This is a genomic window from Streptomyces sp. NPDC034049, assembly GCF_055575575.1.
The window spans coordinates 1,030,495-1,043,595 of the sequence record NZ_JBVISJ010000002.1 but is presented as its reverse complement, the minus strand read 5'-3'; the positions used below and the strand labels follow the sequence as shown (position 1 = coordinate 1,043,595).

At 68.1% G+C, this 13,101-nt stretch carries 12 protein-coding genes, 1 rRNA gene and 1 other annotated feature (1 of these 14 only partly in view); of the genes, 10 read left to right on the top strand and 3 right to left on the bottom strand.

All coding sequences use genetic code 11. The features are described from left to right. Positions 1–1,393, top strand: a sequence feature (mutual gap in cmsearch alignment for this rRNA model is longer than 100) (it extends 1,640 nt beyond the left edge of the window). A gap of 89 nt (positions 1,394–1,482) precedes the next feature. The 9 genes from rrf (at position 1,483) to ACZ52C_RS09535 (ending at position 8,849) form a co-directional block, all read left to right on the top strand. Next, positions 1,483–1,599, top strand: a 5S ribosomal RNA gene (gene rrf, locus ACZ52C_RS09575). A gap of 72 nt (positions 1,600–1,671) precedes the next feature. After that, positions 1,672–2,370: an HAD family hydrolase gene (locus tag ACZ52C_RS09570; RefSeq protein WP_469074141.1), complete on the top strand. Its 699-nt coding sequence runs from the start codon at positions 1,672–1,674 to the stop codon at positions 2,368–2,370. A 23-nt stretch (positions 2,371–2,393) separates the two neighbouring features. Further along, the gene (locus tag ACZ52C_RS09565; RefSeq protein WP_469074140.1) at positions 2,394–3,626 is read left to right on the top strand and encodes an MFS transporter; all 1,233 of its coding nucleotides are present in this window, start codon (positions 2,394–2,396) and stop codon (positions 3,624–3,626) included. After that, a complete protein-coding gene (locus tag ACZ52C_RS09560; RefSeq protein WP_319110560.1) occupies positions 3,577–4,752 on the top strand; it encodes an acetoin utilization protein AcuC in 1,176 nt (391 codons plus the stop codon). The genes ACZ52C_RS09565 and ACZ52C_RS09560 overlap by 50 nt, the downstream gene beginning before the upstream one ends. A gap of 225 nt (positions 4,753–4,977) precedes the next feature. After that, complete coding sequence (locus ACZ52C_RS09555; RefSeq protein ID WP_469074191.1) at positions 4,978–5,793, top strand: phosphatase; 816 nt, start codon at positions 4,978–4,980, stop codon at positions 5,791–5,793. A 129-nt stretch (positions 5,794–5,922) separates the two neighbouring features. Further along, complete coding sequence (locus tag ACZ52C_RS09550) at positions 5,923–6,135, top strand: helix-turn-helix domain-containing protein (RefSeq protein WP_007443703.1); 213 nt, start codon at positions 5,923–5,925, stop codon at positions 6,133–6,135. A 168-nt stretch (positions 6,136–6,303) separates the two neighbouring features. Continuing rightward, positions 6,304–6,402 (top strand): 30S ribosomal protein bS22, encoded by a 99-nt coding sequence (locus ACZ52C_RS09545; RefSeq protein WP_003948845.1) that lies wholly within the window; start codon positions 6,304–6,306, stop codon positions 6,400–6,402. 285 nt (positions 6,403–6,687) lie between these two features. After that, a complete protein-coding gene (locus ACZ52C_RS09540; protein ID WP_469074139.1) occupies positions 6,688–7,755 on the top strand; it encodes an NAD-dependent epimerase/dehydratase family protein in 1,068 nt (355 codons plus the stop codon). Between the two features lie 14 nt (positions 7,756–7,769). Then, complete coding sequence (locus ACZ52C_RS09535) at positions 7,770–8,849, top strand: lysophospholipid acyltransferase family protein (protein ID WP_469074138.1); 1,080 nt, start codon at positions 7,770–7,772, stop codon at positions 8,847–8,849. Between the two features lie 73 nt (positions 8,850–8,922). Here the strand turns inward: ACZ52C_RS09535 and ACZ52C_RS09530 are convergent, their stop codons facing one another. The 3 genes from ACZ52C_RS09530 to ACZ52C_RS09520 all read right to left on the bottom strand — a co-directional run bounded on the left by ACZ52C_RS09530 (position 8,923) and on the right by ACZ52C_RS09520 (position 12,558). Next, complete coding sequence (locus ACZ52C_RS09530) at positions 8,923–10,158, bottom strand: DUF5667 domain-containing protein (RefSeq protein WP_469074137.1); 1,236 nt, start codon at positions 10,156–10,158, stop codon at positions 8,923–8,925. 296 nt (positions 10,159–10,454) lie between these two features. Then, positions 10,455–11,231, bottom strand: coding sequence for an ECF subfamily RNA polymerase sigma factor, BldN family (locus ACZ52C_RS09525; RefSeq protein ID WP_013001616.1), 777 nt, complete (start codon positions 11,229–11,231; stop codon positions 10,455–10,457). A gap of 391 nt (positions 11,232–11,622) precedes the next feature. Beyond that, positions 11,623–12,558 carry an HAD family hydrolase gene (locus ACZ52C_RS09520; RefSeq protein WP_078853622.1) on the bottom strand — a complete coding sequence of 312 codons (936 nt, stop codon included), beginning with the start codon at positions 12,556–12,558 and terminating at the stop codon, positions 11,623–11,625. 196 nt (positions 12,559–12,754) lie between these two features. On the opposite strand from ACZ52C_RS09520, the gene ACZ52C_RS09515 reads away from it, so the two are divergent. Beyond that, complete coding sequence (locus tag ACZ52C_RS09515) at positions 12,755–13,042, top strand: glutaredoxin family protein (protein ID WP_319110565.1); 288 nt, start codon at positions 12,755–12,757, stop codon at positions 13,040–13,042. Positions 13,043–13,101 lie beyond the last annotated feature (59 nt).

Below are 13,101 nucleotides of genomic sequence, written 5' to 3'. Positions count from 1 at the left end.
GCTGAGACCTGATGCCGAGCCGATTGTGGTGAAGTGGATGATCCTATGCTGTCGAGAAAAGCCTCTAGCGAGTTTCATGGCGGCCCGTACCCTAAACCGACTCAGGTGGTCTGGTAGAGAATACCGAGGCGTTCGGGTGAACTATGGTTAAGGAACTCGGCAAAATGCCCCCGTAACTTCGGGAGAAGGGGGGCCATCACTGGTGATCCGATTTACTCGGTGAGCTGGGGGTGGCCGCAGAGACCAGCGAGAAGCGACTGTTTACTAAAAACACAGGTCCGTGCGAAGCCGTAAGGCGATGTATACGGACTGACGCCTGCCCGGTGCTGGAACGTTAAGGGGACCGGTTAGTCACTCTTCGGGGTGGCGAAGCTGAGAACTTAAGCGCCAGTAAACGGCGGTGGTAACTATAACCATCCTAAGGTAGCGAAATTCCTTGTCGGGTAAGTTCCGACCTGCACGAATGGCGTAACGACTTCTCGACTGTCTCAACCATAGGCCCGGTGAAATTGCACTACGAGTAAAGATGCTCGTTTCGCGCAGCAGGACGGAAAGACCCCGGGACCTTTACTACAGTTTGATATTGGTGTTCGGTTCGGCTTGTGTAGGATAGCTGGGAGACTGTGAAGCTCGGACGCCAGTTCGGGTGGAGTCGTCGTTGAAATACCAGTCTGGTCGTGCTGGATGTCTAACCCGGGTCCGTGATCCGGATCGGGGACAGTGTCTGATGGGTAGTTTAACTGGGGCGGTTGCCTCCCAAAGGGTAACGGAGGCGCCCAAAGGTTCCCTCAGCCTGGTTGGCAATCAGGTGGTGAGTGTAAGTGCACAAGGGAGCTTGACTGTGAGACCGACGGGTCGAGCAGGGACGAAAGTCGGGACTAGTGATCCGGCGGTGGCTTGTGGAAGCGCCGTCGCTCAACGGATAAAAGGTACCCCGGGGATAACAGGCTGATCTTCCCCAAGAGTCCATATCGACGGGATGGTTTGGCACCTCGATGTCGGCTCGTCGCATCCTGGGGCTGGAGTCGGTCCCAAGGGTTGGGCTGTTCGCCCATTAAAGCGGTACGCGAGCTGGGTTTAGAACGTCGTGAGACAGTTCGGTCCCTATCCGCTGCGCGCGCAGGAATATTGAGAAGGGCTGTCCCTAGTACGAGAGGACCGGGACGGACGAACCTCTGGTGTGCCAGTTGTTCTGCCAAGGGCATGGCTGGTTGGCTACGTTCGGGAGGGATAACCGCTGAAAGCATCTAAGCGGGAAGCCTGCTTCGAGATGAGTATTCCCACCCACTTGATGGGGTAAGGCTCCCAGTAGACGACTGGGTTGATAGGCCAGATATGGAAGCCTGGTAACGGGTGGAGTTGACTGGTACTAATAGGCCGAGGGCTTGTCCTCAGTTGCTCGCGTCCACTGTGTTGGTTCTGAAACCACGAACAACCCCATGCCATGGTCACGGTGTGGTGCGGTTGAGTGTTTCATAGTGTTTCGGTGGTCATAGCGTGAGGGAAACGCCCGGTTACATTCCGAACCCGGAAGCTAAGCCTTACAGCGCCGATGGTACTGCAGGGGGGACCCTGTGGGAGAGTAGGACGCCGCCGAACAATCTTTGAGAAAGCCCCTGCCGGGTGACCGGCGGGGGCTTTCTGCATTCCCGGGTCGTTTAGGGTCGAGTCATGCGCTATGACCTCGTGATCTTCGACAATGACGGTGTTCTCGTCGACAGCGAGCCGATCTCCAACCGGATCCTCGCCGAGTATCTGACCGAACTCGGGCACCCGACCTCGTACGAGGAGTCCATCCGGGACTACATGGGGTCCGCCATGCATCGGATTCATGAGCTCGTCCTGGAGCGGACCGGGCGGACGCTGCCCGGTGACTTCGACGACGTCTTCCACCGGCGGGTGTTCACCGCGTTCGAGCGGGAGTTGGTGGCTGTGCCGGGGGTCGTCCCAGTGCTGGAGAAGCTGGTCGCGGACGAGGTGCCGTACTGCGTGGCGTCGTCCGGGAGTCATGAGCGGATCCGGGTGGGGCACCGGACGACCGGGCTGGACCGGTGGTTCGGGGACGGGCTCGTTTTCAGTGCGCAGGACGTGGGGCGGGGGAAGCCGGCACCGGATCTCTTTCTGCACGCGGCCGAGCGGATGGGGGTGGCCCCGGAGAGGTGCGCTGTCGTCGAGGACAGCCCCCTCGGGGTGCGGGCGGGGCTCGCGGCCGGGATGGATGTGTACGGGTTCACCGCGATGACGCCGGCCGAGAAGCTGACCGGGGCCAGGGGGTACTTTTCGGACATGGGGGGCCTGCTGGACCTGCTGGCCTGTAGGCGCTCGTCACGGTTAGTTGAGCAGTATTCAACTTCCTCTACCCACGGGTAGGTCGCGGCCCCTACTGTGCCGCCATGACAGATGTACTGCGGCGCGGTAGGGCCGCGTTGGCGTTCAGCTTCTTCGCTCAGGGTGTCGCCTTCGCGCTGCTCGTGACGCGGATTCCGGCCATTCAGGACCGGTACGGGGTCTCCGACGCGCTGTTGCCCGCCTTCCTCGCCGCGGTGCCGATCCTCGCCGGGGTCGGCAGCGTCTGCACCGAGCAGCTCGTGAAGAAGGTGCCGCCGAGCCTGGTGCTGCGGTGGTCCCAGCCCGTCGTGCTCCTGGCCCTGCTCGGGGTGGGGGCCGGCGAGCAGATGGTCGTCCTCGGTGCCGCGCTGGCCGCCTTCGGGCTGGCGGTCGGGGCGCTCGACGCCTCGATGAACATGCTCGGGGTGAGCCTGCAACGGTCGTACGGGCGGAGCATCATGCTCGGCTTCCACGCCGTGTACAGCCTGGGCGGGATAGCCGGGGCCTCGCTGGCGTGGGTCGGGGCGCACTGGGACCTGGCGCTGCTGGTGTCATATCTGCCGGTGGTCGTCGTGCTGTTGCCGGCGGCGCTGGTCGGGAGCCGGTGGTACGTCGACGCCGGGCCGGAGCCGGCTGAGAAGGAGGACGCCGTTTCGGCGGTGGCGGGTGGGGCCGGTGGGTCCGTCGCCTTCAAGATGCTGCTGCCGCTCTGTCTGGTGATGTGCTTCGCGTACATCGGGGACTCGACCGTCTCCAACTGGAGCGCCAAGTACTTGCAGGACGTGCTGGGCAGCAGTGAGCAGCTCGCGACCGTGCCGTACAACGTCTATATGGTCACCACGCTGCTCGGGCGGTCGATCGGTGACTTCGGGGTGCGCAGGTTCGGGGCTGCGGCCGTCGTGCGGGCCGGGGCGCTGGTCGCGGCGGTCGGGTTCGCCGTGGTGGCGGGCGCGCCGGGGGCCTGGGTGGGCATGCTCGGGTTCACGCTGCTGGGGCTCGGGCTGTGTGTGCTGGTGCCGCAGACGTTCGCGGCGGCGGGGCGGCTGTTCCCCGGAGCTTCGGACGCGGCCGTCGCACGGCTGAATATCTTCAACTATGTCGGGTTCCTGATCGGTTCTCCGCTGGTCGGGGCCGTGGGGGATCTCTGGAGCTATCGCGGGGCGATGCTCATCCCGATGGCGTTGGTGCTGGTGACCCTGGTGTACGCCCGCTCGTTCGAGACCGAACCGGACCGATACGGTGGCGGGCATGAGCGGCCGCGCACAGCTGATGTGGGACGAGGCAGTAACGGGCTATGACTTCGGTCCGGACCATCCGATGGATCCGGTCCGGCTGGCGTTGACCCGGAGCCTGGTGACTGCCTTCGGGCTCGACCGGGAGATGGACGTCGTCTCGGCGAAGCCCGCCGGGGAGTCGACGCTGCGGCTCGTGCACCGCGAGGACTACGTGGCGGCGGTCCGGGCCGCGTCCGCCGATCCCGCGGGCGCGGACGGGTCGTACGGGCTGGGGACGGTCGACGATCCGGCCTTCGCCGGCATGCATGAGGTGTCCGCGCTCATCGCGGGGCAGTCGGTGGCGGCGGCGGAGGCCGTGTGGCGGGGGGACGCGCTGCACGCCGTGAACTTCGCGGGCGGGCTGCATCACGCGATGCCCGGGGGTGCCTCGGGGTTCTGTATCTACAACGACGCGTCGATCGCCATCGCCCGGCTGCTGGAGCTGGGGGCCGAGCGGGTCGCCTATGTGGATGTCGACGTGCATCACGGGGACGGGGTGCAGGCGGCGTTCTGGGAGGACCCGAGGGTTCTGACGATCTCGCTGCACGAACATCCCCGGACCCTGTTTCCGCAGACGGGGTGGCCCGAGGAGACGGGGGCCCCGTCGAGCGCGGAGGGGTCGGCCGTGAACGTGGCGTTGCCGGCGGGGACCGGGGACGCGGGGTGGGTGCGGGCGTTCCACGCGGTCGTGCCGGAGCTGATCGCCGACTTCCGGCCGCAGGTGCTGGTGACCCAGCACGGTGCCGATACGCACTTCGAGGATCCGTTGGCGCATCTGGCGGTGTCGCTGGACGCGCAGCGGGCGGTCCAGGTGGCGCTGCACGAACTGGCGCACGAGTACGCCGACGGGCGGTGGGTCGCGCTCGGCGGGGGCGGGTACGCGGTGGTGGATGTGGTGCCGAGGTCGTGGACGCATCTGGTGGCGATCGCGGCGGGGCGGGAGATCGCGCCGGAGACGGCGGTTCCCGAGGAGTGGCGGCAGCAGGTGTTCGCTCGTACGCGGCAGTTGGCGCCGGCGCGGATGACTGATGGGCGGTGGCCTGTGGAGTGGGCCGGGTGGGAGGCGGGGTACGACCCCGCGGATCGGTTGGATCAGGCGGTGTTGGCTGCGCGGAAGGCTGTGTTTCCGTTGCGGGGGTTGTTGCCGTAGGGGTTTCTCGCCCCCGCCTCCCCTACCCGTCCCGCCCTGAAGGGGGCTGGGCGCCCCCTTCGCCCCCCGTCAAAGATTCGGGGCTCCGCCCCGGACCCCGTTCGCGCAGTTCCCCGCGCCCCTGATGCGCGCGGTTCCCCGCGCCCCTGGAGGGGCTTACGCCAACTGTGTGGTTCGGCAAGGGGTTTCCGTGCGCGGGGGCGGGGCGTGCGTCAGCATCTGAGAGTGGTGAGCGGTGGGGCGTTGCGGCGGCATCTGGTGGGCTCGGGGTTGGCCGGGCGGGTCGCCACCGCCAGGGAAGCGAGTCTGCGGAGTTATCGGTTGTTCGCGGCTCGGGATCCTCGGTTTCTGATCGGTATCGATCCCGAGATGTCTTGGCGCCAGCGGGATGTGCTCGCTTTGATGGCGGAGAGGTGCGGTGTTTCGGCCGATCCAGGGTGTACATCCGGGCAGGATGTGATCGATCCGGAGCGGACCGTCGGGGCGCTGGACCGTTTCGCGGAACGGCTCGGGGCGGTCGCTCGGAGTGGTGGGGCGGTGCTCTTCGGGACCGGGCACCCACACCGGCTGATCGGCTTCTACGGCGCGTTGGCGGACGCTTTGTCGGCGGCGGGATGTGAGGTTCTCACCCCAGCGACGGGTAGACGTGTCGACATAACGACCCGGTTCGGTCTACGCACGTACAACCTCGACTACGTACGAGGTGTCGCTCTCGTCCGTGAGGCGCCCGCCCTGCGCTCCGGTTGTGCGACCGGCGTGCACACGCATTCACCGCTCCCGGTTCGGACGGTCCTGGCGGCCGCCGCGGAAGCCGGCGGGCCCCTCCCGGAACTCGTGGTGGGAGACCACGGATGGGTCTGCGGGGCAGGTCAGCTGGGGTTCGAGGCGATCGGGCTCGCCGACACGGACGATCCGGCGCTCTTCGTGGGGGAGGCGGAGGGGCGGGTGTCCGTCGCCGTTCCACTTGATGACGGTGTGCGGTCTGATTACTACCGACCGCTGACCCGCTACGTACTCAATCGGGCGTGTCTGTCACAGTAGGCCGCCGATGGCATCCCCTCTTCCCCACTCGCATCACCCGCCCCTACATTGGGGAGTGAGCACGCAACGACGAAGAGTCACCGGAAGGGGAAGCCGGTGGCCGTCGAGTGCGGAAGGTTCAGGTGTGTCATGGCTGCAGCTGGCGAGAGGCCTCTGAACGAGGTTCAGTTCCTGACCGTGGCGGAAGTCGCCGCGGTGATGCGCGTGTCGAAGATGACCGTGTACCGCTTGGTGCACAGCGGTCATCTGCCGGCGATCCGGGTGGGCAGGTCCTTCCGGGTGCCGGAGCAAGCGGTGCACGAGTACCTCCGCGAGAGCTATGTGGGGGTGGAGACGGCCTGACGGCCATCGGGGCCGAGGGGCTCCCGGAGGCCCTGCGGGACTTCCGGGATACCCCCGGTTCCCCCTCGATTACGACCTCAGCGCTCGGACGGGTAGGCTGGCCCCTCGTAGGTCGTATGGGCCCATGGCGCCCAAACACCGAGTGATGAGAAGTGAGCGAGGGTAGTCGTGGGCTCTGTTATCAAGAAGCGGCGCAAGCGGATGGCTAAGAAGAAGCACCGCAAGCTGCTCAAGCGCACCCGCGTTCAGCGTCGCAACAAGAAGTAAGGCGGTCCGGCCCCGAGATCGGGGTCCTGGCCGGCCCCCCTCGCGTAAGGGGGCCGTACGCCTTGCTCTCTTGCGCGAACGCTGTCGAGAACGCGTTGCCGCGGCCCCCCACCGGAAATCGGTGGGGGGCCGCGGTGTTTCTCCCGTTCACGGGTTTTCACCGGTCGTGGTTTTTTGCCGGTCGTTGACGGGGTCGCGGTCACCACAGTGCAACATCGACCCGCTAACGTGGCCGCACACGGGGAACCCGGAGAACACACGGAGAACACGAGGAAGGCGCTGATCTTGGGGAAGGTCGTGCTCGTCACCGGTGTGGCCCGTCAGCTGGGTGGCCGGTTCGTGCGGCGGATCCAGCGTGACCCACAGGTCGACCGGGTCATCGCGGTGGACGCGGTGCCGCCGGGACACCACCTGGGCGGCGCGGACTTCGTCCAGGCCGACATCCGTCAGCCCGCCATAGCCCGCCTGCTGGCCGAGCACAACGTGGACACCGTGGTGCACATGGACGTCACGGGCACCCCGCTGGGCAGCGGCGGCCGCGCCACGCTCAAGGAGACCAACGTCATCGGCACCATGCAGTTGCTCGGTGCCTGCCAGAAGTCCCCGCTGATCAAGCGGCTGGTCGTGAAGTCCAGTACGAACGTGTACGGTTCCGCGCCGCGCGATCCGGCCGTGTTCACCGAGACCAACCCGCCCAAGTCGCTGCCCAGCGGCGGCTTCGCCAAGGACACCGTCGAGGTCGAGGGGTACGTCCGCGGGTTCGCCAGGCGGCGGCCCGATGTGGCCGTGTGTGTTTTGCGGTTCGCGAACATCCTCGGGCCGAGCGCCGATTCGCCGCTCGCCTCGTACTTCTCGCTGCCGGTGCTGCCGACCGTGCTCGGCTACGACCCCCGGTTGCAGTTCGTGCACGAGGACGACGTCATCGAGGTGCTGCGGATCGCCTCGCACGAACCGACGCGCGGCACCCTCAACAGCGGCACGTTCAACATCGCCGGCGACGGTGTGCTGCTGCTCTCTCAGTGCGCGCGGCGTCTCGGCCGGCCGACGGTGCCGCTGCTGATGCCGGCGGTCAGCTGGGTCGGCTCCATGGTCCGCACGCTGGGTGTCACCGACTTCTCGCCGGAGCAGCTGCGGCTGCTGACGCACGGGCGGGTCGTGTCGACCAACCAGATGCGCGAGACGCTCGGCTACCGGGCCCGGTACACGACTGCCGAGACGTTCGCGGACTTCGCCCGCAGCAGGGGGCCCGGCCTCCTGCCCCCCGAGGCCCTCGCAGGGGCCATCGACCGGATCGCCGCCCTGCCCGTGCCCACCGTGGGTGGCGGTCAACCCCCGACGCAGAGCGCCAACTGAGGAGCGCATCAACGATGGCGGATGCCAAGGTCATTCCGTTCGACGACGACCGGACGCGCGGGGGCGCCGTGCAGCGCCCGCCGCGTCGGCGGAGTACGGGAACCCGGCGCAAGGGCGAGAGCGCGGTCGTCCGGGACGTCCGTGAATCCGGCGAGGTCCAGGCCCTCCCCGGACGGGCGATGGGGACGGATGATGTCCCTGTGACACGGGAGAAGCCGGAGCCGCCCCAGGAGGCCGCCGAGGCACAGGACGGCGGCGGGCTGGAGCGCCGGATCGCGGGCGGTCTCGCGTTCCTGCGCAAGCGCCTCACGGGCGACTACGAGGTCGACGACTTCGGCTACGACGCCGAACTCACCGACCAGGTGCTGATGTCCCTGCTGCGGCCGGTGTACGAGAAGTACTTCCGGGTCGAGGTGAAGGGCATCGAGAACATCCCGACGGACGGCGGCGCCCTGATCGTCTCCAACCACTCGGGGACGCTGCCGCTGGACGGCCTGATGATGCAGGTCGCCGTGCACGACAACCACCCCACGGGGCGGCACCTGCGGCTGCTCGCGGCGGACCTGGTCTTCATGCTGCCGGTGGTCAACGAGCTGGCCCGCAAGCTCGGGCACACCCTCGCGTGCGCGGAGGACGCCTCACGGCTGCTGGAGCAGGGCGAGCTGGTCGGGGTCATGCCGGAGGGCTTCAAGGGGCTCGGCAAACCCTTCGGGGACCGCTACAAGCTCCAGCGGTTCGGTCGGGGCGGCTTCGTCTCCACCGCTCTGCGGGCGGGGACGCCGATCATCCCGTGCTCGATCGTGGGCGCGGAGGAGATCTACCCGATGATCGGGAACTCCAAGACGCTCGCCCGGCTGCTCGGTTTCCCCTACTTCCCGATCACGCCGACGTTCCCGTGGCTCGGCCCGCTGGGTGCCGTACCGCTCCCGACGAAGTGGACGATCCAGTTCGGCGAGCCGATCCCGACGGACGGGTATCCGCCGGAGGCCGCCGAGGACCCGATGCTGATGTTCAACCTGACCGACCAGGTGCGGGAGCAGATCCAGCACACGTTGTACAAGCTGCTGGTGCAGCGGAGGTCGGTGTTCTTCTAGCTTCGACCGGCGGACGTACGACGGTGGGGGCGCCCTTCTCGAAGAAGGGCGCCCCCACCGTCGTACCGCGGGACTATTCGCCGGTGTCGCCGTCGATGCCCAGGCCGGGCAGGAGGCCCGGGAGGAGGGGCGGGAGGGTGACCTCGGGGTCGTCGGGCGGGGTGGACCTGCCGGTGGACGGGGAGGAGCTGGTGGTGTCGTCCTGGGGCGGGTCCAGCAGGCCGCCGGTGGTGCCGCCGACGAGGCCCTCGCCGCCGCTGTCCGCGTCGGAGGTGGACGGCTTGGGCTTGCCGCCGGTGTCCTCGCCGCTGCCGGCGGAACCGCCGGAGGCGCTCGGGGCCGGGCCGCCGGGGTCCGTGGTGCCGGGGGAACCGGTGCCGGGGGAGCGCTGCTTGCCGTCGCCGCCCCGGGTGGGGGGCTGCGGCAGGAGCGACGAGTGCGGGGCGACCTCGTCGTCTATGGCGTCGAAGACCGACGAGACCTGCTGACTCACGTCCCCGAGCTGCACGGGCAGCCGGTCGCGGAGCGCGCCCCAGGCCTCGCGGTGGGACCGGGAGAAGGCCGACAGGGCCCGGATGGGGCCCAGGGAGTCCGGATCTCGCTCGAACGCCTCGTGGAGCAGCCGGTGGCCCTCGGCGGCGTCGTGGCGCATGCCGTTGAGGGCGCGGCGGATCTCGCCGAGCGACTCGTGGTCGAGGTGTCCGCTCCGGCCGCGCTCCATGAGGCGGCGGGCCTCACCGAGCCGGGTGGACGCCTGGTCCAGATAGAGCCGGCCCCGGTCGTCGCTGTCGTCGGCCAGGGTCAGTTTCACGTCCTCGATGCCGCGCTTGAGGCCGTAGAGCGAGTCACCGGGGAGAGCGTCCGAGCTGGCGGCGGCCACACCGCCGAAGGCGCTCGCGGCCACACCGACGCTGAGGCCGCCCGCGGCGAGCCCCTTCGTCAGACGGGACCTTGGTCGCAACTTCCCCAGCGGGCTCGCCCGGTGAGCACCTCGTGCCTTGCCCGATCGCTGCTCGGGCACCGAAGGGTCCGCCTCACGCCCCGCGAGCGTGCCGTCCCGCAGCATGGCTTCCATCGCGGCCACCAACTGGGCGCGATGGACGACCTTGACCTCGGGGTCGAGCACTGGCTTGGGCAGCTCGTCGAGACCGGTGGTGAGGGCCAACATGCGGCCCCGCTCGGTCTGTTCCGCTGCCGGGGCCGGTGCCGATCCCTCGGGCTGCTCGGCCGCCGTGCCCCGGTCGGACAGCTCCTCCAGGGCCTGGGCGAAGGCGTTCGCCCGCCGGTGCGCCGATACGTTCGCGATCACTGGCGGCACCTCCTCTCGTCATGACGGTCGACTCCCCAGGGGGTCCTGAGGGTTGCGCGACCCTGACCGAGCAACACGATCGAGTGATCGGTGTCGGCCAGGCGCGACCACAGGGAGCCTGTATCCCGCACAACGAGCGGCGCGGCACTTGGGTTACGGACGGCGGATGATCGGACGTGGAAGTCAACGGACTTCGACGCAGGGTGAGTTGGGTGTCGCGGAGCGTATGTGATCGATGCGCTCGGTCGACCCGGTGGGCCGGCGGCTCGGCCGTGGTGGTCCCGGTGAGCGGGGCTTCAGCGGGCGTCGTCCGGGAGGAGGCGGGCGAGGGTGCGGACCGCGCGGTACTGGAGGGTCTTGATCGCGCCCTCGTTCTTGCCCATGACCCGGGCCGTCTCGGCGACGGAGAGGCCCTGGAGGAAGCGGAGGGTGACGCACTCCTGCTGCTGGGGGTTGAGCCGGCGTACGGCTTCCAGGAGGGCGGCGTTGGAGAGGGACTCCAGGACGGAGTCCTCGGGGGAGCGCTCGACCTCGTTGGCGTCGAGCATCTCGCCGGTGGTGACCTCCAGCCGGAAACGGCTGGACTTGAAGTGGTCGGCCACCAGGTTGCGGGCGATGGTGACCAGCCAGGCGCCGAAGTCACGGCCCTGCCAGGTGAACGTGCCGATGCGGCGCAGGGCGCGCAGGAAGGTCTCGCTGGTGAGGTCCTCGGCGGTCGCCTTGCCGCCGACGCGGTAGTAGATGTAGCGGTAGACGGTGTCGCTGTACTGGTCGTACAGCCGGCCGAAAGCGTCGGCCTCGCCGGACTGGGCGCGTTCGACGAGGTCCATCATGCGGGCGCTGTCGCTGTCCGCGGCGGGACGGCGGGTGGTCGTGGCGGTGGATCCCGAACGGCCTCGTCTGCCCACCGTCGCGCTGCCGTCGGCCAGTGCGTAGCACGGGCCGACGGGCGCGGCGGAGGTGGCGAGGGCGGGGACGGCGTACGCGGTGGGGACGAAGCCGCGCAACAGTTGGTTGACCGTCGCGCGCAGCGTAGCCAGGCCCGAGGCGTCAACCCCGACGTGTGGGTACACGGGACTCCCAGAGGCAGAGCTTCCATCACGTGCAGTGCGGAACCTTTCACCCGTCGTAGCGACGGAGGGGTACCGGTTTGCGTTTGAGGAGAATAACGCTTCGTGCAGGCACTGCTACACCCAGTTGCTCAAATCATCGATTACGTCGCTTCTGTTACCGATTGACGGCTGCTCAAGTTCCGTTCGGTGATCGGTTGTTGATCGATTGGGTTCGTGTTCCGTCTGGGTGCGGGGCGTGTTGTGGTCGGGTGCGGACGGCGTGACTGAGGGGGGTGCGGTGGGGGTATGACCGCTGGAATGCCGGGTGACAGGGGCCGGAGCACCGAACGCGCGAACGCCGGAGGGGCTGGGTTCCCCCAGCCCCTCCGGCGTTCGAGAAACGATCAGCCGTTCAGCGGCGGCGTCGGTGCAGCGCGATCGCGGCCGCCGTGCCGCCGGCCACCGCGCCGACGCCCGCCGCCGCGGGCAGACCGACCTTGGCGGCCTTGCGGGCGGTGCGGTAGTCGCGCAGCCGCCAGTCCATGTCGCGGGCGTGCTTGCGGAGTTTGCTGTCGGGGTTGATGGCGTACGGGTGACCCACGAGCGACAGCATCGGGATGTCGTTGTGGGAGTCGCTGTACGCGGCGCAGCGCGAGAGGTCGAGGCCCTCGGCGGCGGCCAGGGCGCGGACGGCCTCGGCCTTCGCCGGGCCGTGCAGCGGCTCACCGACCAGCTTGCCGGTGTAGACGCCGTCGACGGACTCCGCGACCGTGCCCAACGCGCCGGTCAGGCCGAGGCGTCGGGCGATCACCTGGGCGATCTCGACGGGGGCGGCCGTGACGAGCCAGACCTTCTGGCCGGCGTCGAGGTGAGCCTGGGCCAGGGCACGGGTGCCCGGCCAGATGCGCTCGGCCATGTACTCGTCGTAGATCTCCTCGCCGATGATCGTCAGTTCGGCGACGCGGTGACCCTGGACGATGGAGAGCGCGGAGTTCTGGGCGTCCTGCATGTGTTCGGGGTCCTCGGAACCCGCCAGCCGGAACCACGCCTGCTGCCAGGCGAATCGGGCGAGGTCACGGGTCTCGAAGAACTTCCTCTTGTACAGGCCCCGGCCGAAGTGGAAGAGCGACGCGCCCTGCATGACGGTGTTGTCGAGATCGAAGAACGCGGCGGCCTTGTCGTCGCCGAGGACCGGGAACTCCGGTTCCTTGACGGCGTCGGGCGCGGGGGAGACGTCCTCCAGCTCCTGGGAGGACTTGCGCGCTGCCTCCGCAGAAGCCTCGCCTGCCAAAACGCTCCGCGCCGTGGCGGAGCGCCTACGGGGAGTGAGCCATCCGAGAGCGGCCATGTCGTGAGCATAGCCAGTCTGTTCGGTACTTCCGGAGTCCGGAGGTTTGCGGGCTGTGAACTCCCTGCGGCCATGTCGTTAAAGGAGGGGTCCCGGCGGCGTGTCCGCGTGCGGAAGAGGGCGTGGCGGTGGGGAAAAGGGCAGGTCGTGTGCTTCATGGTGAGGAGGAGGTGTGGAAGTCCGGTGCGGAGCGACAATGGCCGGCATGAGTGCGATGTTCCGGCGGGCGCCGAAGAATCCCGGTGAGCGACTCGTCACACTGATCGGCAAACCGGGGTGCCATCTGTGCGACGACGCGGAGGCGGTGATCGGGAAGGTCTGCGGTGAGCTGGGCGTTCCCTGGGAGAAGAAGGACATCACCGAGGACGAGGAACTGCACCGCCAGTACTGGGAGCAGATCCCGGTGGTGCTCGTGGACGGCGCGCAGCACACCTTCTGGCGTGTGAACGAGGAGCGCCTTCGCAAAGCCCTCTCCCAGAGGTGACCCGAGTGTGACCTGACCGACCAGTCCAAGTGGTCCCAAAAGTCGCTTAGGATCGATGG